Origin of the sequence: Ottowia cancrivicina (assembly GCF_029813755.1) — a bacterium.
Classification (GTDB): domain Bacteria; phylum Pseudomonadota; class Gammaproteobacteria; order Burkholderiales; family Burkholderiaceae_C; genus Ottowia; species Ottowia massiliensis.
The window spans coordinates 1-25,535 of the sequence record NZ_JARVII010000032.1; the positions used below are offsets into that span (position 1 = coordinate 1).

Sequence of the window (25,535 nt, forward strand, 5' to 3'; positions counted from 1 at the left end):
GTTGCCTGCAAGGGAGACGCCTTTGTCGGCCTGGCCTGCGTTGATGTGGATGTAGCCGCTGGTTCCCGATTGGTCGAGACCCAGGCCGGATTGGGCTCCGCCCGGGCCGGGCTGGGGGTCAGGCGCTTTGTCCGTCATGCTCAAGCCCAGCTGGCCATTGGTCCAGTTGCGGATGCGCGCAATGATGTGGCCCGATTTTTTGTTTTTCACCAGCAGGTAAGTGTTCGCTCCGCTGCCTGTGGGGCTGTAGACGATGCCTTGCTCTTCATTGACCCAGACTTTGTCTGCCTTGCGCTGGCCGCCTTGCAGCGTGTGGCCATCAAATTCCAGGTGGCCGTCCCCGTCGCTGTCGTAGATGGTGTTTCTGCATACTTCCGACGCGCGCATCACGTAGGTGTCATGGCCCGCGCCGCCTGCCAGTTCATTGACGCCGCTGCCGCCTTCCAGCCGGTCCGCGCCTTCTCCCCCTATGAGGATGTCACCCTTGGCGCCGCCTACAAAGTGGTCGTCTCCCGCATTGCCCACGAACAGGTTCTTTTTGTCCGGCTCGGCTGCTTGCACGCTGGCGCCTTGCCCGCCTTGCACCACGTGCCAGACTTGCGCGGCCATGTTCATGCTGAATAGCACGTTGCGCCCCAGCAGCGGCTCCAGCCACTGGCTGACGTAGTGCTGCGCCTTGTCTTGCGCCCCAGGCAGCCCGGCGCCAACCGCCGTAACGTAGTGCAGCACCTGGTTTTCTACCGTGAAAAACTCCTGGCCCGCGTAGCTGCTGCCTTGCCAGTAATACCACTCCATGGCTTGCGCCCATAGCGCCTTTTGCGCTTCTTGCGACAGACCGTCTGTAATTTTGTACAGATCATTGGTGAAGTGGCTCAGCTGGCTGTCTGCGCTGCCGATGCCTTTTTGCAGTGTGTCAGCCACCAGCCCCGTTACGAAGTCGCGCGTGGAGTAGTTGGGGTCGCTGGCGTAAAAGGCCGTGTCCAGCAGCATGGGGGTGAAGTCGGGACGGTCTTTCATGTATTGCCGCAGCCTGTCTTCATACAGCAAGGCCGCGTGCAGGTTCATGCTGTGCAGCGATAGGCTCTCTGACAGCGGCCTGTCTCCTATGCTGATTTCGCGATCTTCGCCCATGACGGTGGGCGTGACTGCACGCAGATATTGAAGAAACTCGCCGCTTACGTGATGGTTGATGACTTTTTTCTCGCGCTCTCCATATTCTGAAGGAATAATCAGATCGCGCAAATTTTTGATTTCTTTCAATACTGCCATGCTTTGCACGATGGCGGCATGGGCCGTCAGTGTAGCCGCTGTTAGGGTTATTGTGGCGGGATTATTGACTGCAGCTTCAAATGGCGCTTCCGCAAAAGTTGTTGCAGGGCGGTTGAACCAAACAGCCATGTTCGAGGCCAGCCCGCCACCCAGGCTGTGACCTGTGAAGCTGATTTTCTGGGGATCCTTGCCGTTTTCTGCGGCCCAATTGACCACGGCGCAAAAAATATTGCGCAGCCAGCATTTGCTGGATGTGATACGGCCCCAGTTTTCTGGCAAGCGCCATGCCTGCGTCTGTGACGAGATCGGCTATCGTGTTGTAAATGCGGTCATCCAGCAAGAAATCGGTGCCCTTGTAGGCAATGACTATTTCTCCCGTGGCTTCGTTCAGATAAGCTCCGGCCGTGAAACTCACCGGATTCCATTCGTTCAGGTTGTCACCGGGCGTAAAACCTAGATCAGATAGCTCTTTCCAGCCCGGAGGAACAGGAAGTTTATTGTTGGCATTTTCACTGACACCACCTCCTCTTTGATCATTATAGACATACGCAGAAAATGCTGCATATTCGTTAGTTGTCGCCATGACATCTCCTCTTAAAAAAATCAGTCAGAAATCGGCTCTCCGCCACCCAGCCTCGCATAAAATGCGGCCAATTCTCTATAATCAGAAAGAATAATTTTTTTCCATATCTCCAACGATCTCCACTAACAGGACACCATTGCTCATCTTTTTCAATGATTGAAATCACTTTCATTTGATTTCTTTCGCATGGATAAACATTTTCCTCGTTCCTTATGTTTTCAGGGATAGACAGAAAAGGTATCCTCACGAAATCAGCGCCATTCCAGACAAATCCAACCATATAATTCTTGGGGTATCTATAGTATTGGTTTTGCTTTATGCCGCGAGGCTTCCCAAAAACATAGACCTTGCCATCTACAACATCCACTCTTTGCGGTCGTAGGCGGGAATGCCAGACCCGCTTTCCTCCCAGCTCCGGCAAATCAAACGTGACCCAGCTTTCAGCCGTTCCGTAATTTTCATAATACCGCCGTCTCTGCTTGATCGTGATGATCCTTCCATCAGACAATCTCACTTCCTCGTACCAGCTCGGATACCGCTCACGGTAAAGCGCCCAACCGCTCCAGGCCAGCACGCTGGCAGCCGCCGCCAGCAAGGCCATTCCCATCATTGATTTCAGTTTCACGCTACCCATCCAAATCAAAAAAATACCGGAACCGCTCTCCGCAAGGAGATTCATGCGCCGCGCGCCGCTGGCTATAGGCACTTTTCAAGAACTATTTCTCTCTGTGGCTTCATTCAAATAAACTCCAGCCGTGAAACTCACAGCGCCAGCAGACCGCCAAGGTTGCTTCACGTGTCATGGTCATTTCTGATCTCCTGAATCAATCAAGGTTGAGGAATGGCGGGAGGTTGAACTCCTCTGACATTGATAAGGTCTCCGTCACCTGCGCCGCGCGGATACTTTTTCCAGTGCGCCTCTTTGGCAGCAATGGTAAGCAACTTGCCATTGAAGTGGAGTACGCCAGCTGCATTCGGCGTCGGCGGCATAATATTTTCTCTACTGAAATAAGGCACCTCCATCCAACTGGAGGCCGGCACCTCCTGACCGTCTTGATAGATAATTAATATAGGAATCGCCTGACTAACAATTCTTTTTCTAACAAATCCAATTCCCCCCAGCAAAATATACCAGTTATTGCCGCTCTTATTTATATAACAAACATCATAGTTATCGAACTTTCTTTTAAAAATGCCAATTCGCCCACCCGCATCAAAGGTGATCTCCACGCTGCGCTGGATTGACCTGAGATCCGGATCAAAAATAGAACTGGTTCGTTCATAGCCACGCTTGATGTGGACAATAATAATTTTGCCGCCGAACAGCTCGACTTCTTCATCCCATTCGACATCGAAATAACGGCTGAACTTGCAGCCACCGAACAGCAAAGGTGACAACATAGCTGCCATGAGTTTTCTACGGCTATTTCTCACTTGGTCATACCCCATTCGTTCAGGTTGTCACCGGGCGTAAAACCTAGATCAGATAGATTTTTCCAGCCAGGGGAAAGTGAAAGGCGATTCACATCATCAAGATTCGCATCACCACCTCCACGTTGATTATTATAAACATGCGCAGAAAAAGCTGCGTATTCATTGGTTGTCGCCATGACGTCTCCTTTCACTATTAAAAATCAATCCGAGTGTGTCGTGCCATTATCAAGACCAGCATAAAAATTCGCTAGCGCCTGATAGTCTTCCAACTTGATAGTCTTTCCAAATTTCCAACGATCTCCAGTTATTGGGCACCATTGCATATCTTTTTGTTGTATGGTCAGTAATGACAATTGAGTGTATATGCATGGATAAATATTTTCTTCCTCTCTTGCCCGCTCTGGAATGGATAAAAATGGTATTCTCACAAAATCGGCGCCATTCCAAACAAATCCAACCATAAAATTCTTTGGATATCTATAATATTGATTCTTTGTTATGCCAGCAGGTTTCCCAAAAACATAAACTTTTCCATCTACGACATCTACTCTTTGCGGTCGCAGGCGAGAATACCAAACTCGCTTGCCGCCAAGTTCCGGCAGATTAATGGTAACCCAACTTTGCAGCGTTCCATAATGTGAGTGATAGCTCCGCTTCTGGTGTATCGTGATAATCCTTCCATCAGACAATCTCACTTCCTCGTACCAGCTCGGATACCGCTCACGGTAAAGCGCCCAGCCGCCCCAGGCCAGCACGCTGGCAGCCGCCGCCAGCAAGGCCATTCCCATCATTGATTTCAGTTTCACACTACCCATCCAAATCAAAAAATACCGGAACTGCTCTCCGCAAGGAGATTCATGCGCCGTGCGCAGCTGGCTATAGGCGCCTTTCAAGAACTCAAAACCCAGCCCGCGCGCAAATTGGCAAGAAGTTTTTCATGATTGACAATTGGCCAGCGCAAAACCTCTGTCGCTGATGTCGCCATCGGCAGCGCTCTTGCCATCACGCTCATAGTCGCCTCCTTTGTCTCTGGGCTGAAATTCGGTTGAACGGAAAGACAGGGTGTATTTTCCGCTTTCCTTGTTGCGAAACAGCGTGCAGGAAAATCCCGTGTTGTCATTGGGATAGTGCGTGACGATTTCGTAGTTCCGAGTGAACCTGTCAATTTGCCTGCCGGTAAAACGCGTGGCACTGGATAAAATGGAATCACTTGGGTTCTTTCCCTGAAGATGCGCTTTGTTGGCACCTTCCGTAAGCCTCTCTTTTAACAGTGAAATATCAGTTATATTGTCAAGATAACATTCGGCTGCGCTTTGAAGCAACGCGAAATCAAGAATCTCTCTAGCGTTAAATGGACTAGACATATTGCCTCCTTGAAGTTACGGGGTTGATGAGTCAGGGAAAATGGTATGAATCAAATCAATTGGCTCAAGAACTTGCCAAATAAAATACCGAGGATAAGCCAATTTGTCTACAACTCTTTTATTGCCCCATAGTATCCCAGGACAAAAATACGAAAACTCCCACCCAATACCTGTCTTGTAAAGCGTAGCAAAAGCAAAGCTCCTTCGCACTGCCAGAATTTCTTCGGTGATGCGATCCAGCACAATCAGTTCGCCGCCTGCAATGTCATATTGCCGATCATAAGGACGCCGGATGCCACGCCAAGTATAGGCATAGCGTGATTTCAATTGATCTCGCGGGCTAGCGTTACCTGTCAGTTCATTTTTTGTTTCTTTGAAGTCAGGAACATAAAGCCAATAAGGTTTATTTAACATATTTTTTATATCAGCAATCTTCCAATACCGGTTACCTGTTTCACCCATCATTTCCATTGGAGACCAATTGGTTTCATAAAATCTGAAGCCATATTTAGGGCTACCAATAAAGATGGATGGGGCATGTATATTCTGCGCAGTTGACCAATCCGCCGGATCCTCAAACCCATACCGGTCTGCGAACATGCGCGCGTTCCACTTGGGCACCCGTCTCATCTGGTAAATGCCTTCCACCTTTTCCACTTTCCGGAAAACGTATTCCCCCGCTTCCGTCTCGCAAAGATGCTTGAAGTAGGCCAGCCCGGTTTGCCTGCGGTTGGACAGAAGATGGCGCATGAAATCAAATGGCACCGGTTTGGGCAGGCTCTCGGGCAGTTTCAGGCTGTGGGCGTATTCATAGGCGGCCAGATCACGCGGCTCCGTCGGTTTGTCCCAGTCACGCCATTGCCCAGGCCCCCATTTCCAGCCCTTGGGCATGGAGGACTTCCCATTGCTCAAAACGAATACCAGCCATTCCCTTCCAGCTGGCGTGCCCAGCAGCAGCACTGCGGCCACTAGCAGCGTCCATTTGCCAAAGCAGCGCGATTGGCTTTGCTCCTTGCAGGAAAGTCGACCCAGAAAGCGGGGCAGCTTGAAAGTCATATCAACAAAAGCAGAGGATAAAAATACGGGCGCCTTTACCGCATATTCATAAAGCGACAGGTTTAATGCTGCTCCTGAAAACCAGGTCAGTATTGGCCTCTGGCCCGGAGAGGCTTTCGCCGCACTCCGCCTAACAAAGAGCGTTGTCAGCTTCAGCTTGCTCCGACTCCAACAGCGCCAGATTGCCGCACGAATAATGATTTGCTTTTGGCTCGGACGGCTTTGTATGCCTTGCTTCAATCTTTGTCTATCCGTGGCGTCCGGATGAGTTGCGTACTTTTTCCGGTTTTCAGGTTTTTTGTCCAGCTTCCGGAGGCATGCTTTTCCCCGCCGCGCTTGAAAAGCCTGCGCCCAGCCCAACATGCCGGGCGGATGTTCCCTTCCTTCATTTCCGAAAAGAACCATGAATCAGAACCCTGAAAACGGCCTGCCGCGCGAAATGCTGCCTGAAGAGCTGGAAGCCGCGCAGGCAGCCAATGAGGCTGATGCGCTGGCGCAGCTGGAAAACCTGCAAGCCGAGCTGGCGGCCTTGCAGGCTAAAAACGCCGAGCTGGCTGACCAGGCCCTGCGCGCGCAGGCCGAGGCGCAAAACGCCCGCCGCCGGGCCGAAGAAGAAATTGCCAAAGGCCGCAAGTTCGCCATTGAAGGCTTTGCTGCAAGCCTGCTGCCCGTGCTGGACAGCCTGGAGGCGGCGCTGGCTGTGGAAAACGCCAGCAGCGAGCAGCTGCGCGAAGGCACCGAGGCCACGCTGCGCCAGCTTTTGAGCGCGCTGGAGCGCAACAAGGTGCTGCCCGTGGCGCCGGAGCCGGGCAGCGCCTTCAATCCGGAGCAGCAGCAGGCCATCAGCATGGTGCCCTCCGATCTGCCCGCCAATACCGTGGCGGGCCTGCTGCAAAAAGGCTACGTGATCGCTGACCGCGTTTTGCGCCCCGCACTGGTGACAGTGGCCGCGCCCCAATAGAGGCCAGGCAGGGATTAACGGCCAGAGCGGAAGCGTCCGTAAAAACGCGGCCTTGCGCGAAATGGGCTGCACAGGCCGGACGGCCCCTTGAATTCGCCGCCCTCATCCGCAACTGGGCCGCATCCAGACATTTTCCGAAAGACATTTACAGGAGAAACCAACATGGGAAAAATCATTGGCATCGACTTGGGCACGACCAATTCCTGCGTTTCCGTCATGGAAGGCAGCTCACCCAAGGTGATTGAAAACGCCGAAGGCGCGCGCACCACGCCTTCCATCGTGGCCTACAAGGACGATGGCGAAATCCTCGTGGGCACGACGGCCAAGCGCCAGGCCGTGACCAACCCGAAAAACACCATTTACGCCGTCAAGCGCCTGATTGGCCGCAAGTTCGACGAAAAAGAGGTGCAAAAAGACATTCACCTGATGCCCTACCAGATCGTCAAGGCCGACAACGGCGATGCCTGGGTGGAAGTGCGCGGCCAAAAACTCGCGCCGCAGCAAATCAGCGCCGAAATCCTGCGCAAGATGAAAAAGACGGCGGAGGACTACCTGGGCGAGCCGGTGACGGAAGCCGTCATCACCGTGCCCGCCTACTTCAACGACAGCCAGCGCCAGGCCACCAAGGACGCAGGCCGCATCGCCGGGCTGGAAGTCAAGCGCATCATCAACGAGCCGACGGCGGCCGCGCTGGCCTTTGGCCTGGACAAGCAGGAAAAGGGCGACCGCCGCATTGCCGTGTATGACCTGGGCGGCGGCACCTTCGACATCTCCATCATCGAAATCGCTGATGTCGATGGCGAAAAGCAGTTTGAAGTGCTCTCCACCAACGGCGACACCTTCCTGGGCGGCGAAGACTTCGACCAGCGCATCATCGACTACATCATTGGCGAATTCAAGAAAGAGCAAGGCGTCGATCTCAAAAGCGACGTGCTGGCCCTTCAGCGCCTGAAAGAAGCCGCCGAAAAAGCCAAGATCGAACTCTCCAGCAGCCAGTCCACCGACATCAACCTGCCCTACATCACGGCAGACGCCAGCGGCCCGAAGCACCTGAACGTCAAGCTCACGCGCGCCAAGCTCGAAGCCCTGGTGGAAGACCTGATCGAGCGCTCCATCGAACCCTGCCGCATCGCCATCAAGGACGCTGGCATTTCCGTGGGCGAAATCAACGACGTCATCCTCGTGGGCGGCCAAACGCGCATGCCCAAAGTGCAAGACAAGGTGAAAGAGTTCTTCGGCAAGGAGCCGCGCAAGGACGTCAACCCCGACGAAGCCGTGGCCGTGGGTGCCGCCATTCAGGGCCAGGTGCTCTCCGGCGACCGCAAAGACGTGCTGCTGCTTGACGTCACGCCTCTTTCCCTGGGCATTGAAACCCTGGGCGGCGTGATGACCAAGATGATCACCAAGAACACGACCATCCCGACCAAGCACGCGCAGACCTTCTCCACGGCCGACGACAACCAGCCTGCCGTGACCATCAAAGTCTTCCAGGGCGAGCGCGAGATGGCCAGCGGCAACAAACTGCTGGGCGAATTCAATCTGGAAGGCATTCCGCCCGCGCCGCGCGGCCTGCCGCAAATTGAAGTCACCTTCGACATTGACGCCAACGGCATCCTGCACGTCAGCGCCAAAGACAAAGGCACCGGCAAGGAAAACACCATCACCATCAAGGCCAACTCGGGCCTGTCGGAAGCCGAAATCCAGCAAATGGTCAAAGACGCCGAACTCAACGCCGCCGAAGACAAGAAAAAGCTGGAAATCGTGCAATCGCGCAACCAGGGCGACGCCGCCTTGCACACCGTGCGCAAGAGCCTGGCCGAGCACGGCGACAAGCTCGAGGCGGCCGAGAAAGAAAAAATCGAAGCCGCCGCCAAAGAGCTGGAAGAAGCCCTCAAGGGCGACGACAAGGCCGCCATCGACAGCAAGACCGAAGCCCTGATGGCCGCTGGTCAGAAGCTGGGCGAGAAGATGTACGCCGACGCCCAGGCCGCTGCGGCTGCCGCAAACGCGGCGGGCGCAGCCCCCGGCGGCGCATCGTCCGCCCCGGCTGATGACAACGTGGTGGATGCCGAAGTCAAAGAGGTCAAAAAAGACTGACCCGGCCAGATGACTGACGGCCCGCAGGCGCTTGCGTACATTGAAACGCGCCCGCAGCAAAGCCTCGATCGCGCCCGCGCCCATCGAGGCTTTTGCTTTGTAAGAACCTGTTCAGAGTCTGGCCGTGAGGAGGCGAAAACGCGAATCGGGATGGGCTGCAAACCGCAGACGGGCTTCGTGGCCCGGCGAGGATTTGCAGCGCCGCAGAGCGCTTCAAGGCCGCATTTTTCGCACCTGCGGGCAGAAACCTTGAACCGATTCCAAGACTGCCGCCGCTTTCCCGCCGCCGCTTTCCTTTCCCCCTGCCAATGAAATTGAGGTCCTGTTCATGGCGACCAAACGCGACTACTACGAAATCCTGGGCGTGCCCCGCAACGCCAGCGAAGATGAAATCAAGAAGGCTTACCGCAAGCTCTCTTCCAAATACCACCCGGACCGCCACCAGGGCGACGAAGCCAAAGCCGCCGCCGAAGCCAAGTTCAAGGAAGGCAAAGAGGCCTACGAAATCCTGTCTGACGCGCAAAAACGCGCCGCCTACGACCAGTACGGCCACGCGGGCGTGGACCCGAACATGCGCGGCGGCCCTGAAGGCTTTGGCGGCGACTTCGCCGAAGCCTTTGGCGGCATCTTTGGCGACATCTTCGGCGCGGCCGGCATGGCTGGCGGCGCGCGGCGCAGCGGGCGGCAAATCTACCGTGGCGCCGACCTGAACTACGCCATCGAAATCACCCTGGAAGAAGCCGCTGCCGGCAAAGACGAATCCATCCGCGTGCCCAGCTGGGATGAATGCCACACCTGTGGCGGCAGCGGCGCGCGCCCCGGCACCAGCGCCAAAACCTGCCCGCACTGCCACGGCCAGGGCGTCATGCAAATGCGCCAGGGCTTTTTCAGCGTGCAGCAAACCTGCCCGCACTGCCGGGGCAGCGGCAAGCTGATCGAAGACCCCTGCTCCACCTGCCACGGCCAGGGCAAGGTCAAAACGCACAAGACGCTGGAAATCAAGATTCCCGCCGGCATCGACGACGGCATGCGCCTGCGCTCCACCGGCAACGGTGAACCCGGCGTGAACGGCGGCCCGCCCGGCGACCTCTACATTGAAGTGCGCGTGAAAAAGCACGACATCTTCGAGCGCGACGGCGACGACCTGCACTGCATCGTGCCCATCAGCTTCCCCACGGCGGCCATCGGCGGCGAAACCGAAGTGCCCACGCTCGAAGGCAAGGCCGTCATCACCATCCCCGAAGGCACGCAAAACGGCAAACAGTTCCGCCTGCGCGGCAAAGGCGTCAAGGGCCTGAACTCCAGCATCAAGGGCGACCTGTACTGCCACGTGCGCGTGGAAACCCCCGTCAAGCTCACCGAGCAGCAGCGCAAGCTCTTTCGCGAACTGCAAGCCTCCCTCCAGCAAGGCGGCAACAAACACTCCCCCGGCGAAGAAAGCTGGACCGACCGGCTCAAGAACTTCTTCGGCGCCTGAACCAGAGGCGCCCGAAAGGGCCACAGAACCTGCTCAAGCCCTGTTTCCGGAAAAAAGAGAGCGGCAAAAGGGCGAGAGCAGCGAACAGCAAATAACCGCGCCAGCCAGGCTGCGCGGTTTTTTGCTCTTCTATTCATAGCGAGATGTCCTAGTGGAATCTGCGCAGAACAGCATTTAAGCCCCCTTGAATTTGCTCCTGTTTCTGATGTCTTCTGGCGGACTGCGGGCGGCTTCAGGAGCGCTTCGAGGGATCAGGCCGCCGCCTTCTGCCGCGCTTCGGCCAGGGCCAGCAGGGCGTGGATGGCGCCGACCACGAGGCTGGAGCCGCCTTTGCGGCCACGGATGATGATCCAGGGCGTTTCGCTGACTTGCGCCAGCAAGTCTTTGGACTCGGCGGCGGAAACAAAGCCGACGGGCATGCCAATGACCAGGGCCGGGCGCGCGCCGTCTTCGCGGATCATGCGCACGATTTCGATGAGGGCCGTGGGGGCGTTGCCAATGGCGAGGATGGCCCCGTCGATCAGGCCCAGGCGCTGCGCCTTGCGCATGGCCTGCACGGCGCGGGTGGTGTCTTCGCGGCGGGCGGCTTCGATCACGTCGTCGTCGTTGATGAATTCGTGCGTGCGCAGGCCGAAGTGCTCCAGCCGGGGGCGCGAGAGGCCCGTGCAAATCATGCCGACATCGGCCACGATGGGCGCGCCGCCGCGCAAGATGGCTTGCAGGCCCGCTTCGGTGGCGCGGGGGTGGAATTCGGTCAGGCCGTTGAATTCAAAGTCGGCATTGGCGTGAATCATGCGGCGCACGATTGGCCACTGATCGGCGGTGTAGGCGTGCGGGCCGGCTTCGGCGTCAATGATGGCGAAGCTGCCGTGCTCGATGCTTTGCCCGGCGCGGGTGAGCTGCTCGGTCACGGTGTTGGCTGGGGTGGCGGTGGTCATGCGTCGGGTCCTTGCGGGTGGTCAGGGGCGTTGCCATCGTGAGGGTGATGGCCGTGGTGATGGCCGTGGCGGCCGTTGCTTTCATGCGGGTGTTCGTGCGGATGGCCGTGCGCCAGTGCGGGGCGCGGGGCGCTGCCGTCGTGGGGCAGGCAGGGGCGGCCTTCGCGCAAGTCGCTGGCGTAGCGCTCCAGCAGGCTGAAGATTTCAGGCTCCAGGCCAAAGTGCGGCGTACAGGCAAAGCGTATTTGCGGGTACTGGGCGCACAGGTGCTGAACCTGGCGCTGAATGCGCTGCATGAGCACGCCCGTGAACAGGTAATAGGGCAGCACCACGATTTGCCCCATGCCCAGGCGGGCCTGGCGCTGCGCCACGCGCTCCAGCCTGGGCCAGGTCACGCCGGTAAAGGCCAGATCAACCAGCTCGTGCCCCGGCTCGCTTTCGTAGAGCCAGCGCGCCATGCGCGCCATGTCGCCATTGGCATGCATGTCGGAAGAGCCGCGCCCCAGCAGGATGATGCCGGTGGTGGCGGGGTCAGGCATGTCCAGCGTGAGCATGGCCTGCGCCAGCCGCCGCTGCAAAACCTGAAGCACGGGCTGGCAGGCCGACAGGTGCGGAGCGGTCAGGAAAAGCGTGTCCGGGCACTGGCGGCGCGCCTGGGCCACGGCTTCGGGAATGTCGCCGCGCACATGCCCGGCGGCATTGAGGATGAGCGGCAGCACGATCACGCGCGCGGCCTGCCGCCCTGCTTCGAGCAGGGCCGCGTCCAGCGCGGGGCGGCCAAATTCGATGAAGCCGCACTCAATGCGCCAATCGGGGTGGCGCAGCCGCCACTGGGCGACGAAATCACGCACTTCCTGGTTGCCCGCCTCTTCGCGCGAGCCGTGGCCGACCACGAGGATGAGATCGCCATGCGCGTGAGAAAAAGAAGATGCAGCCGTCATGCGCTGGCCTTTCTGAAACGGTGGGTGAAAGCGGGGTCATACAGGCGCGAATGCGCCAGATCGGGCCAGTGCAGCGCGCCCAGCGCGGGGCTGGCCACGATCATGGCTTGCGAGACGATGCCCGCCTGGCGGCAGCGCTCCTTGATATCGGCCAGCGTGCCGCGCACGATGCGCTCTTGCTGCGCCCAGCTGGCCTTGTGCACCACCAGCATGGGCGCGTCTTCCGCCCAGCCGGCCTGCCGCAAGGCGGCCTGCACCTTGTGCAGCAAGGTGATGGACAAAAAAATGCACAGCGTGCAGCGGTGCGCGGCCAGCGCCGCCAGGTCTTCGCCTTCCGGCATGGGCGTGCGGCCCGCCACACGGGTGAGCACCACGGTCTGCGTAACTTCGGGCAGCGTCAGCGACTCACCCGCCGCCGCCACGGCCGCCATGGCCGACGACACGCCGGGCACCACTGCCCACTCGATGCCCGCCGCGCTCAAAGGCCGGGCCATTTCAATCAGCGCGCCATACAGCGCCGGATCGCCCGTTTGCAGCCGCACCACGGTGGCGTGGCGGCGCGCCTGCTGGGTCAGCCAATCGGTCATCTCCTGCAAGGCCATGCGGCTGGAATCGCGCACCTCGCAGCCCGCCGGGGCAAAGCGCGTCACGGCCTCGTTCACCAGCGAACCGGCAAACAGCACCGCGCCCGCTTGCGCCAGCAGGCGCTGGCCTTTGAGGGTGATGAGTTCCGGATCGCCCGGCCCCGCGCCGACGAACCAGACTTTGCCGCGCGCGCCAGGCGCAGCCGGGGGGATGTGCATGCAAAAAACTCCGTCAGAAACCAATGGCGGACGGCAAAAGGCCAGCGCTCCGCCATGCCCGCAAACAGCGGCGGATGCTACCTGCTGCCCAGGCTCAGAGAAGGCAAGACAAACAAACTGCAAGCTTTCTCGCGGCTGATGTTGCCCGGATCACTTTCCTTTCTGATCCCATGAGCTTCTCATTTCCCGGAAGAGACTCCGAGCAGGTTCTGATGAGGCGGACGCGGACAGCTATGATTTTGATAGCCGCTTTGCTTCCATCGCCTTTCCATCCGTCTTTCCTCTGCCATGCCCGCTGCCTGCACCCTGCCTTTGATCGCCCTGGCCGGCCCCACGGCCAGCGGCAAGACGGGCGTGGCCGTGGCGCTGGCGCACTGGCTGGCCGCGCGCGGGCAGGCGGCGGAAATCATCAGCGTGGATTCGGCGCTGGTGTATCGCGGCATGGATATTGGCACCGCCAAGCCCACGTTGGCCGAGCGCGGCGGCGTGCCGCACCACTTGCTGGACGTGCGCGATCCGCTGCACGCCTACAGCGCGGCCGACTTCACGCGCGATGCCACGGCGCTGATGGCCGACATCCGCGCACGCGGCGCGCTGCCGTTGCTGGCTGGCGGCACCATGCTTTATTTCAAGGCGCTGGCCGAAGGGCTGCACCACATGCCTGCCGCGCAGCAAGACATTCGCCGCCAGATTGAGGCCGAGGCCGCCGAACGCGGCTGGCCCGCGTTGCACGCCGAACTGGCGCGGGTGGATGCGGCTACGGCAGCCCGCCTGGCCCCGGCAGACAGCCAGCGCATCCAGCGCGCGCTGGAGGTGTGGCGCGCCACGGGGCGGCCCCTATCCAGCTTTCACGCTCAGGCGCGCCGCGCGCCTGGGCCTGATGATGGCGGGCCGACAGACGCGCTGGGCTACAGCCAGGAGCGCCTGTTTTCGCTGGAGCCAGCCGATCGCGCCTGGCTGCACGCGCGCATTGCCGCGCGGTTTGAGGCCATGCTGCAAAACGGCTTTGTGGACGAAGTGCGGGCGCTGCGCCAAAGAGGCGATTTGCATGCCGGTTTGCCCGCCATGCGCTGCGTGGGCTACCGCCAGGCCTGGCAGGCGCTGGAAGAAAACTGGCCACTGGCCGAACTGCGCGAAAAAGGCATCGCCGCCACGCGCCAGCTCGCCAAACGGCAACTGACCTGGCTGCGCGGCATGCCCCGCCGCCAGGCGATTGCCACGGGCGAGGGCCAGACGCCGCAGCAGCTGGCGCAGGCCATCGCGGCAGCCTGGGCGCGGCAGGCGCGGGACGGGTAGCGCGCCAGCGGCAAGGCCAGCAGGCCGCTTGCTGGCAGATCAATCGTCAGCCAATGGGGCTGGCTGCGGCTCGTCTGGCGGCAAAGGCTTGGCGGGCATTGCGCAAAAGGGCGCTTCCTATAATTTCAATTTCCACCCCGGCGAAGGCCCGCCGCCTTCGCATCTCACCCCGACATGACCAAATTCGTCTTCGTCACCGGCGGCGTGGTGTCGTCCCTGGGCAAGGGCATCGCCGCCGCCTCGCTGGCCGCCATTCTTGAATCGCGCGGCCTCAAAGTCACCCTCATCAAGCTCGATCCCTACATCAACGTCGATCCGGGCACCATGAGTCCCTTCCAGCACGGCGAAGTGTTCGTCACCGACGACGGCGCCGAAACCGACCTGGACCTGGGCCACTACGAACGCTTCATCGAAACGCGCATGAAGCAGGCCAACAACTTCACCACGGGCCGCATCTACCAAAGCGTGCTCGAAAAAGAGCGCCGGGGCGACTACCTGGGCAAAACCGTGCAGGTCATCCCGCATGTGACCAACGAAATCCAGGAATTCATCAAACGCGGCGCGGGCATCGGCACGCCTGACGCCGTGCAAGTGGCCATCTGCGAAATCGGCGGCACCGTGGGCGACATCGAGTCGCTGCCTTTTCTGGAAGCCGTGCGCCAGCTCAGCCTCAAGCTCGGCCCCAACAACAGCGCCTTCGTGCACCTGAGCTACCTGCCGTGGATCGCCGCCGCAGGCGAGCTGAAAACCAAGCCCACGCAGCACACCGTGCAAAAACTGCGCGAAATCGGCATCCAGCCCGACGCCCTGCTCTGCCGCGCCGACCGCGCCATTCCGCAGGACGAAAAAGAAAAAATCTCGCTCTTTACCAACGTGCCGCTCTGGGGCGTGATCTCCATGCCCGATGTGGACACCATCTACAAAGTGCCCCGCCTGCTGCACGAGCAGGGTCTGGACGGCCTGATCTGCGACAAGCTGCGCCTGAACACCCGCCCCGCCAACTTGCAGCGCTGGGACAGCCTGGTTCACAAAATCAACCACCCCAAAGGCAGCGTGCGCATCGCCATGGTGGGCAAATACGTCGATCTCTCCGACAGCTACAAATCGGTGAACGAGGCGCTGCGCCACGCCGGCCTGGTCAATGGCGTGCAGGTGCAAATCAGCTACATCGACTCCGAAACCCTCACCGCCCAAACCGTGGCCGAGCGCCTGGCCGGGTTTGACGGCGTGCTCGTGCCCGGCGGCTTCGGCTCGCGCGGCGTGGAAGGCAAGATTTGCGCCGCCCGCTACGCGCGCGAAAGCAAAACGCCCTACCTGGGCATTTGCCTGGGCATGCAAGTGGCCACCATCGAATACGCCCGCCACAAAGCCGGACTGAAAAACGCCAACAGCACCGAATTTGACGCGCACACGCCCGAACCCGTCATCGCCCTCATCGACGAATGGGAAGACGCCGACGGCAGCATCCAAAAACGCGACGCGCAGTCTGACCTGGGCGGCACCATGCGCTTGGGCGCGCAAACCTCTGACGTGCAGCCCGGCACCCTCGCCCACCAGATTTACGGCGACACCGTCACCGAACGCCACCGCCACCGCTACGAGGCCAACACCAAATACCTGGACAAGCTGCGCGAAGCGGGCCTGGTCATCTCCGCCCTCACCCAGCGCGAGCACCTCACCGAAATCATCGAGCTGCCCCAAAGCGAGCACCCCTGGTTCATCGGCGTGCAGTTCCACCCCGAATTCAAAAGCACCCCCTGGGCCGGTCATCCGCTCTTCAACGCTTTCATCCGCGCCGCCATGCAGCGGCACGGCCAGACTGCCTGAGAGCCTTGTTCAAAGAAGCACGTTCCTAGGCACGAAAAGCGCGAACCTGGGCGGCCTGCGGCCTTGCAAACGCCTTGATGGGCAGCAAAGCGCCACAAAGGCCCGTCTGCAGTTTGCGCCTTGCTCTTCCCGCATTCCTCTGCGCATCCACGAGCAAGAGCAGCGTTTGAAGTGCCGCGCTCCAATCTCTTGCGGGCCGCGCCAGCTGATTTTTTAAAGCCTGCTCCAGCGGCTAAGGCCTTGTGCATTGACTTCAAACCAGATTTGGATGCTCTTGCGTGTGCCTATCAACAAGAGGTGGATGCGCTCAAGCCATTCACAGCTGATATCGCTTGGGTCCTTTTTCTTTCTTGTCTTCCCAGCTTTTTATTTCTCGGGGAACCTTTGAATAGGCCCTGGGGGAAGGAAATTTCACACAGATTTGACGATTAATTAGCTCTCGAATTAATAGCATGATGTCCTAGTAAAACCGGCGCAACAGCCATTTTTCACCTTCTGGATTTGCTCCTCTTTTTTAATCAGCAGGGCTACTGCCGCAGTCAGCGCCTGTTTGCAGACCGGCCGCGCGTTTGGCTGCATTTGTCATGTTTAGCCGCGCTGGGTGTTTGATATCCGTTTGGCATGCAACGCCAAGGCCGGTCTGAAAAAGCGGCTCAAAGCAGGTTTTGCGCGCCGGGCTGGCTGCAAGCGCTGGTGCGGCCTGCCCGGGCTGCTACCATTTTTTGCATGAAAAACAGCCCTTTGTCCGCCTTCCTGGCCCGTTCGCTCGTCTCTTGCCTAGCTCTTTCATCCGCCCTGCTGGCCATCCCGGCCAGCGCCGCGCCTGATGAAGAAGCGCCGCCTGAATTGAGCGAAGCCGAATTCCAGCGCTGCCTGCGTCAGTTGCAGGCCGCGCCTGCCTTCAAGGGCATCAGCGCGCAGACTTTCGAGCGCTACGCCCTTTCCCTCACGCCCGATGCCACGGTGCTGCCGCTGCTCAAGCGCCAGCCCGAATTCACCCTGCCGCCTTGGGACTACATCGCCATGCTGGTGGATGCCGAGCGTCTGGCTGATGGCCGCGCCGCCGCCGGGCGCTGGCAGGCCGAGCTGGCGCAAATCGCCAGCCAAAGCGGCGTGCCCGCGCCCGTCATCCTGGGCGTGTGGGGCGTGGAGAGCAACTTCGGCCAAAACCTGGGCGGGCGGCCCCTGCTGCGCTCGCTGGGCACGCTTTCATGCTTTGGGCGGCGGCAGGAGTACTTTCGCAGCGAATTCGCCGCCGCCCTGCGCATCGTGCAGGAAGGGCACATCGCCGCCGACCGGCTGAATGGCTCCTGGGCGGGCGCCTTCGGCCACACGCAGTTCATGCCCAGCACCTTCTTGCGCAGCGCGGTGGACTTTGACGGCGATGGCCGGCGCGATCTCATGGACAGCGTGCCCGACGCTCTCGCTTCCACCGCGCGCTTTCTGAAAAACGCGGGCTGGCGCAGCGGCCAGCCCTGGGGCTACGAGGTGCGTCTGCCCCCCGGCTACGACGCCAGCCGCTACAGCCGCAAGACGCAGCGCTCCATAGCCGAATGGGCGCAAGACGGCCTGACCCTGCCCGACGGCAGCCCCCTGCCTTTCACGCTGGCGAAGGCTGGCCTCATTCAGCCCGCGCGCAAGCAAGGCGGCGGCCCGGCCTTTCTCGTCGGCGGCAATTTCAACGCGCTCTACAGCTACAACGCCAGCGAGAACTACGCCCTGTCCATCGCCCGCCTGGCCGATCTGTTAGCCCAGCCGCAAACGCCTGCTGATGACGCCCTGGCCAGCTTCGCCACCCCTTGGCCCACGGAGGACCCGGGCCTGACGCGCGCGCAAAACCGCGAGCTGCAAACCCTGCTGCTGGCGCGCGGCCACGCCATTGGCAGCGCCGATGGCCGCATCGGCCCGCAAACGCGCGAGGCCATTCGCGCCGAGCAGGCCCGCCTGGGCCAGCCCGTCACGGGGCGGGCGGGGCAAAAGCTCCTGCGCGCGCTGCAAGCGCCGTAATCACAGCCTGGCCATGAGGGCGGCGAATCGGGATGGGCGGCCAGGCGCAAGCCGCCCGAGTCCAGCGCTGTTCGCGCCCACGGGCAGATTGCAGACAAGCGCTCACGCTGGCCGGGTTTGGCAGCGGGGGTCGAGCGCGTCGCGCAAGCCGTCGCCCAGCAGGTTCAGGCCCAGCACGGTCAGCGCAATGGCCAGGCCGGGCCAGACGGCCAGCAGCGGCGCGTCGAACATGAGCGATTGCGCTTCGGCCAGCATGCGGCCCCAGCTGGGCTGCGGCGGCTGCACGCCCAGGCCCAGGTAAGACAGGGCCGCTTCAGCCAACACGGCGGTGGCAAAGCGCGAAGTGGCCTGCACCGTCAGCGGCGCGGCAATGTTGGGCAGCACGTGCCGCCAGGTGATGGCCCACGGCCCCAGCCCCAGGGCGCGGGCGGCGCGCGTGTATTCGCGCGCCCAGGCCTGGCTGGCGGCGGCGTGGGTCACGCGGGCAAAGGCCGGTATGCCGTAAATGCCCACGGCCAAAACCACCACGCCCAGCCCCGGCCCCCGGATGGCGGCCAGCATGATGGCCGTGAGAATGGCCGGAAAGGCAAAGGCAAAGTCAGCCACGCGCATGATGGCCTGCTCCACCCAGCCGCGCAGGGCCGCCGCCAGCAGCCCCAGCGCCGCGCCCGCCGCCAGCCCCAGCGCCACGGCCAGCGCAGCGGCGGCCAAAGAAGCGCGCGCGCCCGCCAGCAGCAGCGCGGCCACGTCGCGCCCATAGGCGTCGGTGCCCAGCCAGTGCGCCGTACTGGGCGGCAGCAGCTTGTGGTTCATGTCCACCGCGTCAATGGGCCAGGGCAGCCACACCAGCGACAGCAGGGCCGCCAGCAGCGCCAGCAAAGTCAGCGCGCCGCCTGCCAGCAGCGTGGGCGGCAAGGCGTGCAAAGAAAAAGAAAAGCGCTTCATGGCGCACGCAGCCTTCGCGCGTGGGTCAGGCGCGGGTCAATCAGGGCGTGCAACGCATCCACCGCCAGGTTGATCAGCGCCACCATGCCCGCCAGCAGCATCACGCAATTGCGCACCACGGCCAAATCGCGATTGGCAATGCCCTGAAACACCAGCCGCCCCAGGCCCGGCAGGTAAAACACGTTTTCCACCACCACGGCGCCCGCCAGCAGCTCGGCAAACTGCATGGCCGCCACCGTGACCACGGGCACCAGCGCGTTGCGCAGCGCATGCCGCATGAGCACGGCATGCCGCCCCAGCCCCTTGGCGCGGGCCGTGCGCACGTAGTCTTCGCGCAGCGTCTCCAGCAATGATGAGCGCACAAAGCGCGCCAGCACCGCCGCCTGCACCGCCGCCAGCGCCAGCGCGGGCAGCAGCAGCGCGCGCAGCCCCGCCAGCAGGCCGCTGAACCAGCCTTCGTCAAAAAACCAGCCCTCAAAGCCCCCGGCGGCAAACCATTGCAGCCGCACGGCAAACAGCAGCACCAGCAGCATGCCCAGCCAAAAACCGGGCACGGCCATGCCCGCTTGCGAAAGCGTCATCAGCGCCCAATCGCTCCAGCGCCCGTGGCGCGCCGCCGCCCACAGCCCCGCGCCCAGCGCCAGCGCGCAAGCCAGCAGCATGGCCATCAGCGCCAGCGGAGCCGTCACTTGCAGCCGCTCGGCCACCAGCTCGGCCACGGGCGTGCCATAGGCATAAGACAGCCCCATGTCGCCGCGCAGCAGCCCGCCCATCCACTGCAAATAGCGGGCGGGCGCGGGCGCATCCAGCCCCAGCTCGGCCGCCTTGGCGGCCACGGCGGCCGGATCGGCATCCGGCCCCATCAGCACCTGGGCGGCATTGCCCGGCAACACCTCCAGCACGGCAAACACCACCACACTGGCCGCCAGCAGCGTAGCCAGCGTGACCAGCAAGCGCTTGATGAGATAGAAAGTCATGCCGCGAAAAACACGTGGGAAGGCATTTGCACAGAGAACCTGCGCAAAGGGCGGGGATTATCGGCATCCGGATAATCCGCAGCGCTTACCCCCAACCCTTCAAAGCAAACGCGCGCGCCATGGCCCTCCTCATCACGGACGAATGCATCAACTGCGACGTATGCCAGCCCGAATGCCCCAACGGCGCCATCACGCCCGGCGCGCAAATCTACGAAATCGACCCCCACAAATGCACCGAATGCGTGGGCCACTTTGACGAACCGCAATGCCGCCAGGTCTGCCCCGTGGACTGCATCCCGCTGGACCCCAACCATGTGGAAGACCAGGCCACGCTCTGGGCCAAATACAGGCGGCTGATGCTGGCCAAGGCTTGAGCGGAAAACAGGCTTTCAAAACAGGGGTTTGTTTCGCTCTGCTATTCATAGCATGATGTCCTAGTGGAACGTGCGCGAAAGCCGTTTTCAGCCCCTTCAAATTTGCTCCTGACTTTGATGCGGCAACGCCTCATCCCGCCACAGCCAGCCTCTGCCCATCACGAACGCCCAACCGAAGCCTCTCATGCCCAATCAGGACTACACGGAAAGCACGCAGGACCTGGCCGTCAAGACAGCGGGAGGGCGCGCAGTCATCAACCGCACCTGGAGCTGGGGCCGGTGGTACCTAAACGACGCATGGGCAGACCTGAGCCTGAGAAGCGCGCCCTGCATGAGCGCCTCACCCGGGCAAGCTGTGCCCATCATCGCCATCGGGCGGGCTGACCGCATCTACAAGAGAGTCACGGCCGCGACGCTGGCGGCAGCGCAAGCGCAGGAGGAAGCGGCAGCAGCGCCATTGCACCCATGTCCGGTCCGTGCGGCCATGCCTCGGCGCTCAACCGCCCAAGCCTGATCGCCCGGGTGCACAGCCTCACTGACGAAGCGGGGCGCAAAACCGAATACGAAGTCGGCTACGAACACATCCGTCGCGAATACCGCATTGCCGTCAGCCTGCCCGGCGGCGCGCAGCAACATATGACGCCTTGGCTCGTCTCATAAAAACCACCGACGCATTAGGCTGTGTCACCCGGCAAAGCTGGGACGCACATGGGCGCCTGCTCAGCGTCACCGATGCGCTGTGCCATCGCCACACCTATGAATACGACAAGGCGGGCCGCCTCATCAAGGAAACCCGCGCCCCTTGGGCGGCGCCAACACCTACGCCTACGACAAAGCCGGGGGGCTCACTCAGAGAGTAGATGCAGGCGGCAACACCCGCTACTACGCCCTTTGAGCGCAACCCGGGCGTAAAAACACAAGTGAGCTACACGACGCAAGGGCACACGAAAAAGGAAAGCAACGTGCTGGAAAGCAAAGAGTACGAATACAACGCAGCCGAAAGGCTGATCCGGTATGCCAGCACAGAGCAAGGCCAAAGCGGGCCGCAAATCGAAGCCAGCTACCGGCATGATCCCTTTGGGCGAAGGATTGCCAAGACCGTCAGGCAAGGGCAAAACACCAGAACCACCCACTACATCTACAGCGAACAGGGCCTGATGGCCGAGGCCGATGAAAAGGAGCAAATGACCAAAGCCTACGGTTTCAACCCGGTAGCGGCACAACTGGGCCTATTCACGCAAGCATGAATGCTCACGAATATGATGAGAAGTATAATGTAACGGATGATGGAAATTGCCTAGAGCCAATTGGAAATGGAGATTTATTCAATAAGGGAACGTGTTATGGAAGTTTGGTCTGCAATACTGGAGAATTTCATGGATCCTGTAGTTTGCATTTTATGTGCGTGATCGATATCATAACCCTTGGGATTATTTTAGTCTCTTGGAAAAAATTGGAACATCGTACGAGACGGGTACACCTTATTGTATTCATGCAGACTGGTTTAAGACTAAATATTGGTAGGTAAAATAATTGGTGGCAATATGTCTGTAGCCATGAGATTGACGCTGCTATATATTGTTAGCAGGATGTTTATTACATTTATACTTTTGGTGTTGTCTGGATATGCAAAAAGAAACTTAATGTATGATACTGCATTTTTTGGAGTGACGGGGACAGCAGTAATGATGCCCTGCATTGTATTACTCTGCTTCATCATGAAGATGTTTGGAATGAACTGGAAAGAAGGTCTCAGATATTGTATTATTGCTTCTCTTGCCGTTTATTTTCTAATGAATATAATCATATTATCATATTTTAAAAATGACTATTTTCTATTGGCCATGTTTTATGGGTTTAAAAATGAAGCATTAATCGTCATTTTATTGTGTATTGTTTATATGTTTATAAAATGGATGATGAATATATGTATTAAATGAAGTATCTGGTTTAATGAATTAATTTGTCTGGCATGTCAGCACTGATTGAAATTTAGACATGGTACAAATTGGAGCAACTCCCGGCATGATCTGTTTGGCAGAAGAATTGCCAAGACCGTCAAACAGGGCGGCCAGACAAAGACCACTTACGATATCTACAGCGAACAGGGCCTGATGGCCAAGGCCGATGGGAAGGGGCAAATGACCAAGGCCTATGGCTTCAACCCGCTAGCGGCCCAGCAGGGCCTATGGAGCACCGACCCGGTGTGGCAAGCCGAAACGCCAGGCGGCAGCCTGACAGATCCAAAGGCGCGCTATGACTGGCTGCACACGGACCACTTGGGAACGCCCATATTGGCGACGACAAAAGAAGGGCAAGTGAGCTGGAAGGCCATCGCAGAGAGCTTTGGTTCAACGCAAATCATTGAGCAGGACATAGAGGTGAACCTGAGATTCCCGGGGCAGTATTACGACCAGGAAACGCAGACGCATGACAACTTTCACAGGGATTACAGGCCGAATGCGGGGAGGTATTTGCAGGAGGATCCGATTGGGTTGGAAGGGGGAATCAACCTGTTTTCTTATGTGAATAACAACCCCTTGCTGCTGATTGACAGCTTTGGATTAAAGGGAAAAGCCAAGGCGAAGGCAGACCCCTGCCCGACATGTGATGCACAGCTGCCTGAATCGCCCGTCAAGGAAGTGGCATTGACCTGTTTTGCGGAAGCCAGCTATGACTGCGATGAAGGAGACAAGGAAAAAAGAGCCATTACGGATGTGATTTATAACAGGGTTAATGCAAATGAACAAATGTGGGGGTATAATACAGTGATAGGTGTTCTATCCAAGAAAGGCCAGTTTATTGGTTACAAGAGCCCCCAATATAGGAAAGCCGAGGAAAATTCATCCAAACTGGCTGACAAAGAATGTCAAAAGCTGAAAGATTGTATTGATGCGGCGTTGGCTTCTTCAAGAAAAGTGCAGTATGAATACGATGGATTTAATCAGAGTAAGGGAGCGGGAAGGACAAAGATATGCGTGCATTATTTCAGGATTGAAAAGGCTAAAAAGTGATTTTAAGGATCATCTTATGTATTGCGCTACTTTTCGTTGTGGAGGCTCACGCGCGTGAGTGTCTGTCTAAAAACGAAATCAAAAAAGCGGTCGAGCAATCTTTCTATTCGTTGTATCGTTGGCAGAGCTATTGGTATGGATATTATTATGATATTGATTTGGAGTCGCGTATCAGGCGTAATGGGCGCATGATTGTTGATTTTTATAAAGAAGATTTTTTGCATGGCTTTTGCAATCATGAAGGAAAAAATGATCAATTTATACAATTTACAGCTTACCTGAAAGGTGTTGATCTAATATATACAGGAGAAATGCTAGACGGAAAAGCCAATATGCTGGCTACATTTGGCGATGCAAGTGAAAAGGCGGGAGAGGCTTGGCACGATTTCAACCGGGAAAATGGCTATCGGTTGAACATCAAGTTGCATGCTAGATTGCTAAAATCCACATTTCCAATAATCGTTCCAGAAGAAAAACTGTATAAATATATACAGAAGTCTGTCTTGTTGTCTGAATATAGACATTTATTCAGGAATGGAATTGTTGTTGGCACTCCCAGAAAGAATGATACAGCCTTGCTGATTGCGAGCAGGGATTTTGAAAACTTGTTCTTATTGGATTTTCTTCCATTTGATGCAAAAAGGAGAGGGCAGCACGGGCGCATAGCCTCGTGGTATATATATGTGTATACGGAAAATCTATCTACTGATGCCGAAAAAGAAGAAAAAATAGACAAGATCGAGAAACACGTCAAGAACCGGCTTCGCAATGATCATTTTGTGATTGATTGCGACGAGTGCTAACTGGTATATTGGCTTTTGATGGTGTTTTTATGAAAATGGTTTTCACGCTTATTTTAGGACTGGCATTGCTGTTTCCTGCTGGAGCGCAGGCTGGAGAATGCTTGTCCAGAAACGAAATCAGAAAGATGATTGAACAATCTTTCTATTCGTTGTATCGTTGGCAGAGCTATTGGTATGGATATTATTATGATATTGATTTGGAGTCGCGTATCAGACGTGATGGACGCATGGTCATTGATTTCCTTTCTTTAAAAAGAGAGTCGCCACACAGGTTTTGTGTGAGCAGGGAAAATGGTGTGCTTACACAGTTTAGTGCCTATGTGAGAGGCGTAGACATGATATACACGGGCAAAATATTGAACGGAAAAGCCGACATGATGGCTACATTTGGCGATGCAAGCGAGAAGGCGGGAGAGGCTTGGCATGATTTTAATCGGGAAATTGGCTATCAATTAAATGTCAAGTTGCGTGCCGGATTGCTGAAATCCACATCTCCAAGAATCATTCCTGATGAGAAGTTGCTTAATTACATAAGAAGATCCGTCATATTGAATAAACGCAGGAATCTATTCAAAGAAGGAATTGTTATCGGCGCCCCCAGAAAGGATGATGCATTATTGTTAATCGCGAGCAGGGATTTTGAAAATATATTTTTGCTGGATCTTCTTCCATTTGACAGGGACAAGGAAGGGCAGCATGGTGAGGTATATGCATGGAATGTGTATATATACACGGAAAATCTATCTAATGATGCCGAAAAAGAAGAAAAAATAGACAAGATCGAGAAACACGTCAAGAACCGGCTTCGCAATGATCATTTTTTGATTGATTGCGACGAGTGCTAGCTGGTATATTATTTTTTTCTGATGGAGTGTGTCATGAAAATGGTTTTTATGCTTGCTTGGGGAAGGGCATTACTGTTTCCATCCGGAGTGCAAGCCAGAGAATGCCTGCTCAAACATGAAATCAGGAAAATGAATGAATCACACAGCGGCTTGCTATGGGGTCATTCACCGCCGACGGCCAGCTGCAAAGCCAAAGCTGGCCCGACGGCAGCCGCCAGGACTTTGCTTGGGAAAAAGGCCGGCTCAAACAAATCAGCCTGCCCGACCAAAGCCGCATTGCGCTAGGCGCCTACCAATGGCTCATGCCCGGCCAAATCGAGCTGCCCGCAGGCGCGCGCATCACGCAAAAACCCGACGCCTTCCAGCGCCTGGTGCAACTGCAAGTCACCGGAGCCAAACCCCAGGGCGCCGGAGCCAGCGCAGCCCAGCTGCTCCAGCGCCGCTACAGCCGCAACCCGGCGGGCCACATCACACGCATCGAAAGCGAAGAAGGCGCCAGCGCCTACACCTACGACCGCCTGGGC

General features: G+C 58.2%; 25 protein-coding genes and 1 pseudogene. 13 read left to right on the plus strand and 13 right to left on the minus strand.

Going from position 1 to position 25,535, the window contains the following annotated elements:
• The 8 genes and pseudogenes from QB898_RS11575 to QB898_RS11610 form a co-directional block, all read right to left on the minus strand.
• The coding region (locus tag QB898_RS11575; RefSeq protein WP_428982816.1) for a calcium-binding protein at positions 1-1,269 on the minus strand (1,269 nt) is incomplete at its 3' end.
• A 126-nt stretch (positions 1,270-1,395) separates the two neighbouring features.
• Positions 1,396-1,485, minus strand: a pseudogene (locus QB898_RS13540) (lipase family protein); the annotation flags it as partial.
• A 353-nt stretch (positions 1,486-1,838) separates the two neighbouring features.
• Entirely contained in the window at positions 1,839-2,531 is a 693-nt protein-coding gene (locus QB898_RS11585; protein ID WP_279525080.1) for a hypothetical protein, read from the minus strand.
• Between the two features lie 149 nt (positions 2,532-2,680).
• Complete coding sequence (locus tag QB898_RS11590; protein ID WP_279525081.1) at positions 2,681-3,262, minus strand: hypothetical protein; 582 nt, start codon at positions 3,260-3,262, stop codon at positions 2,681-2,683.
• 20 nt (positions 3,263-3,282) lie between these two features.
• Complete coding sequence (locus QB898_RS11595; protein ID WP_279525082.1) at positions 3,283-3,462, minus strand: hypothetical protein; 180 nt, start codon at positions 3,460-3,462, stop codon at positions 3,283-3,285.
• A 24-nt stretch (positions 3,463-3,486) separates the two neighbouring features.
• Complete coding sequence (locus QB898_RS11600) at positions 3,487-4,179, minus strand: hypothetical protein (protein WP_279525083.1); 693 nt, start codon at positions 4,177-4,179, stop codon at positions 3,487-3,489.
• 42 nt (positions 4,180-4,221) lie between these two features.
• The gene (locus tag QB898_RS11605; protein ID WP_279525084.1) at positions 4,222-4,650 is read right to left on the minus strand and encodes a hypothetical protein; all 429 of its coding nucleotides are present in this window, start codon (positions 4,648-4,650) and stop codon (positions 4,222-4,224) included.
• 15 nt (positions 4,651-4,665) lie between these two features.
• Positions 4,666-6,111 carry a hypothetical protein gene (locus QB898_RS11610; RefSeq protein ID WP_279525085.1) on the minus strand — a complete coding sequence of 482 codons (1,446 nt, stop codon included), beginning with the start codon at positions 6,109-6,111 and terminating at the stop codon, positions 4,666-4,668.
• Between QB898_RS11610 and grpE the strand changes: the two genes are divergently transcribed.
• The 3 genes from grpE (at position 6,110) to dnaJ (ending at position 10,241) form a co-directional block, all read left to right on the plus strand.
• On the plus strand, positions 6,110-6,667 hold the full coding sequence (gene grpE / locus QB898_RS11615) for a nucleotide exchange factor GrpE (protein WP_082202734.1): 558 nt from the start codon (positions 6,110-6,112) through the stop codon (positions 6,665-6,667). The two genes, QB898_RS11610 and grpE, sit on opposite strands and share 2 nt — an antisense overlap.
• Positions 6,668-6,829: 162 nt before the next feature.
• On the plus strand, positions 6,830-8,764 hold the full coding sequence (dnaK, locus tag QB898_RS11620; RefSeq protein WP_279525086.1) for a molecular chaperone DnaK: 1,935 nt from the start codon (positions 6,830-6,832) through the stop codon (positions 8,762-8,764).
• 328 nt (positions 8,765-9,092) lie between these two features.
• Positions 9,093-10,241, plus strand: coding sequence for a molecular chaperone DnaJ (gene dnaJ / locus QB898_RS11625; protein ID WP_279525087.1), 1,149 nt, complete (start codon positions 9,093-9,095; stop codon positions 10,239-10,241).
• A 251-nt stretch (positions 10,242-10,492) separates the two neighbouring features.
• Here the strand turns inward: dnaJ and QB898_RS11630 are convergent, their stop codons facing one another.
• The 3 genes from QB898_RS11630 to cobM are packed head-to-tail and all read right to left on the minus strand — an operon-like array spanning position 10,493 to position 12,923.
• A complete protein-coding gene (locus tag QB898_RS11630; RefSeq protein ID WP_279525088.1) occupies positions 10,493-11,179 on the minus strand; it encodes a precorrin-8X methylmutase in 687 nt (228 codons plus the stop codon).
• Positions 11,176-12,120, minus strand: coding sequence for a sirohydrochlorin chelatase (locus QB898_RS11635; RefSeq protein WP_279525089.1), 945 nt, complete (start codon positions 12,118-12,120; stop codon positions 11,176-11,178). Before QB898_RS11635 ends, QB898_RS11630 begins: the two co-directional genes overlap by 4 nt.
• The gene (cobM, locus tag QB898_RS11640; RefSeq protein WP_279525090.1) at positions 12,117-12,923 is read right to left on the minus strand and encodes a precorrin-4 C(11)-methyltransferase; all 807 of its coding nucleotides are present in this window, start codon (positions 12,921-12,923) and stop codon (positions 12,117-12,119) included. The genes QB898_RS11635 and cobM overlap by 4 nt, the downstream gene beginning before the upstream one ends.
• Positions 12,924-13,211: 288 nt before the next feature.
• Here cobM and miaA point away from each other — a divergent pair, with 288 nt between their 5' ends.
• From miaA to QB898_RS11655, 3 genes are all read left to right on the plus strand, one after another.
• Positions 13,212-14,219, plus strand: coding sequence for a tRNA (adenosine(37)-N6)-dimethylallyltransferase MiaA (gene miaA / locus QB898_RS11645; protein WP_279525091.1), 1,008 nt, complete (start codon positions 13,212-13,214; stop codon positions 14,217-14,219).
• Positions 14,220-14,393: 174 nt separating this feature from the next.
• The gene (gene pyrG, locus QB898_RS11650) at positions 14,394-16,046 is read left to right on the plus strand and encodes a CTP synthase (protein WP_050714275.1); all 1,653 of its coding nucleotides are present in this window, start codon (positions 14,394-14,396) and stop codon (positions 16,044-16,046) included.
• A gap of 726 nt (positions 16,047-16,772) precedes the next feature.
• On the plus strand, positions 16,773-18,053 hold the full coding sequence (locus tag QB898_RS11655) for a lytic murein transglycosylase (protein ID WP_279525092.1): 1,281 nt from the start codon (positions 16,773-16,775) through the stop codon (positions 18,051-18,053).
• A gap of 102 nt (positions 18,054-18,155) precedes the next feature.
• Here the strand turns inward: QB898_RS11655 and QB898_RS11660 are convergent, their stop codons facing one another.
• Positions 18,156-18,998, minus strand: coding sequence for an ABC transporter permease (locus QB898_RS11660; RefSeq protein ID WP_279525093.1), 843 nt, complete (start codon positions 18,996-18,998; stop codon positions 18,156-18,158).
• Positions 18,995-19,975 carry an ABC transporter permease gene (locus QB898_RS11665; RefSeq protein WP_050714272.1) on the minus strand — a complete coding sequence of 327 codons (981 nt, stop codon included), beginning with the start codon at positions 19,973-19,975 and terminating at the stop codon, positions 18,995-18,997. Before QB898_RS11665 ends, QB898_RS11660 begins: the two co-directional genes overlap by 4 nt.
• A gap of 119 nt (positions 19,976-20,094) precedes the next feature.
• Between QB898_RS11665 and QB898_RS11670 the strand changes: the two genes are divergently transcribed.
• The 7 genes from QB898_RS11670 to QB898_RS11700 form a co-directional block, all read left to right on the plus strand.
• On the plus strand, positions 20,095-20,349 hold the full coding sequence (locus tag QB898_RS11670) for a YfhL family 4Fe-4S dicluster ferredoxin (protein ID WP_050714271.1): 255 nt from the start codon (positions 20,095-20,097) through the stop codon (positions 20,347-20,349).
• Between the two features lie 465 nt (positions 20,350-20,814).
• Complete coding sequence (locus QB898_RS11675) at positions 20,815-21,009, plus strand: hypothetical protein (protein WP_279525094.1); 195 nt, start codon at positions 20,815-20,817, stop codon at positions 21,007-21,009.
• A 200-nt stretch (positions 21,010-21,209) separates the two neighbouring features.
• Positions 21,210-21,596, plus strand: a complete 387-nt coding sequence (locus QB898_RS11680; RefSeq protein ID WP_279525095.1) for a hypothetical protein — start codon at positions 21,210-21,212, stop codon at positions 21,594-21,596.
• 738 nt (positions 21,597-22,334) lie between these two features.
• Complete coding sequence (locus QB898_RS11685; protein ID WP_279525096.1) at positions 22,335-23,363, plus strand: RHS repeat domain-containing protein; 1,029 nt, start codon at positions 22,335-22,337, stop codon at positions 23,361-23,363.
• Positions 23,360-24,166 (plus strand): hypothetical protein, encoded by an 807-nt coding sequence (locus tag QB898_RS11690; protein ID WP_279525097.1) that lies wholly within the window; start codon positions 23,360-23,362, stop codon positions 24,164-24,166. Before QB898_RS11685 ends, QB898_RS11690 begins: the two co-directional genes overlap by 4 nt.
• Positions 24,167-24,201: 35 nt before the next feature.
• The gene (locus QB898_RS11695; RefSeq protein WP_279525098.1) at positions 24,202-25,011 is read left to right on the plus strand and encodes a hypothetical protein; all 810 of its coding nucleotides are present in this window, start codon (positions 24,202-24,204) and stop codon (positions 25,009-25,011) included.
• A 155-nt stretch (positions 25,012-25,166) separates the two neighbouring features.
• Positions 25,167-25,535, plus strand: a 369-nt coding sequence (locus QB898_RS11700) for a hypothetical protein (protein ID WP_279525099.1), incomplete at its 3' end; no start/stop codon positions are given.

What these genes read in the sequence shown, in the direction of transcription:
- QB898_RS11680 (WP_279525095.1), top strand. Translation starts at nt 21,210, where the DNA reads ATGCAGGCGGCAACACCCGCTACTACGCCCTTTGAGCGCAACCCGGGC.
- QB898_RS11595 (WP_279525082.1), bottom strand. Translation starts at nt 3,462, where the DNA reads ATGGCGACAACCAATGAATACGCAGCTTTTTCTGCGCATGTTTATAAT.
- dnaK (WP_279525086.1), top strand. Translation starts at nt 6,830, where the DNA reads ATGGGAAAAATCATTGGCATCGACTTGGGCACGACCAATTCCTGCGTT.
- QB898_RS11655 (WP_279525092.1), top strand. Translation starts at nt 16,773, where the DNA reads ATGAAAAACAGCCCTTTGTCCGCCTTCCTGGCCCGTTCGCTCGTCTCT.
- QB898_RS11665 (WP_050714272.1), bottom strand. Translation starts at nt 19,975, where the DNA reads ATGACTTTCTATCTCATCAAGCGCTTGCTGGTCACGCTGGCTACGCTG.
- QB898_RS11605 (WP_279525084.1), bottom strand. Translation starts at nt 4,650, where the DNA reads ATGTCTAGTCCATTTAACGCTAGAGAGATTCTTGATTTCGCGTTGCTT.
- QB898_RS11610 (WP_279525085.1), bottom strand. Translation starts at nt 6,111, where the DNA reads ATGGTTCTTTTCGGAAATGAAGGAAGGGAACATCCGCCCGGCATGTTG.
- miaA (WP_279525091.1), top strand. Translation starts at nt 13,212, where the DNA reads ATGCCCGCTGCCTGCACCCTGCCTTTGATCGCCCTGGCCGGCCCCACG.
- QB898_RS11675 (WP_279525094.1), top strand. Translation starts at nt 20,815, where the DNA reads ATGTCCGGTCCGTGCGGCCATGCCTCGGCGCTCAACCGCCCAAGCCTG.
- QB898_RS11660 (WP_279525093.1), bottom strand. Translation starts at nt 18,998, where the DNA reads ATGAAGCGCTTTTCTTTTTCTTTGCACGCCTTGCCGCCCACGCTGCTG.
- QB898_RS11635 (WP_279525089.1), bottom strand. Translation starts at nt 12,120, where the DNA reads ATGACGGCTGCATCTTCTTTTTCTCACGCGCATGGCGATCTCATCCTC.
- cobM (WP_279525090.1), bottom strand. Translation starts at nt 12,923, where the DNA reads ATGCACATCCCCCCGGCTGCGCCTGGCGCGCGCGGCAAAGTCTGGTTC.
- QB898_RS11590 (WP_279525081.1), bottom strand. Translation starts at nt 3,262, where the DNA reads ATGGCAGCTATGTTGTCACCTTTGCTGTTCGGTGGCTGCAAGTTCAGC.
- QB898_RS11585 (WP_279525080.1), bottom strand. Translation starts at nt 2,531, where the DNA reads ATGAATCTCCTTGCGGAGAGCGGTTCCGGTATTTTTTTGATTTGGATG.
- QB898_RS11670 (WP_050714271.1), top strand. Translation starts at nt 20,095, where the DNA reads ATGGCCCTCCTCATCACGGACGAATGCATCAACTGCGACGTATGCCAG.
- grpE (WP_082202734.1), top strand. Translation starts at nt 6,110, where the DNA reads ATGAATCAGAACCCTGAAAACGGCCTGCCGCGCGAAATGCTGCCTGAA.
- pyrG (WP_050714275.1), top strand. Translation starts at nt 14,394, where the DNA reads ATGACCAAATTCGTCTTCGTCACCGGCGGCGTGGTGTCGTCCCTGGGC.
- dnaJ (WP_279525087.1), top strand. Translation starts at nt 9,093, where the DNA reads ATGGCGACCAAACGCGACTACTACGAAATCCTGGGCGTGCCCCGCAAC.
- QB898_RS11695 (WP_279525098.1), top strand. Translation starts at nt 24,202, where the DNA reads ATGGTTTTCACGCTTATTTTAGGACTGGCATTGCTGTTTCCTGCTGGA.
- QB898_RS11630 (WP_279525088.1), bottom strand. Translation starts at nt 11,179, where the DNA reads ATGACCACCGCCACCCCAGCCAACACCGTGACCGAGCAGCTCACCCGC.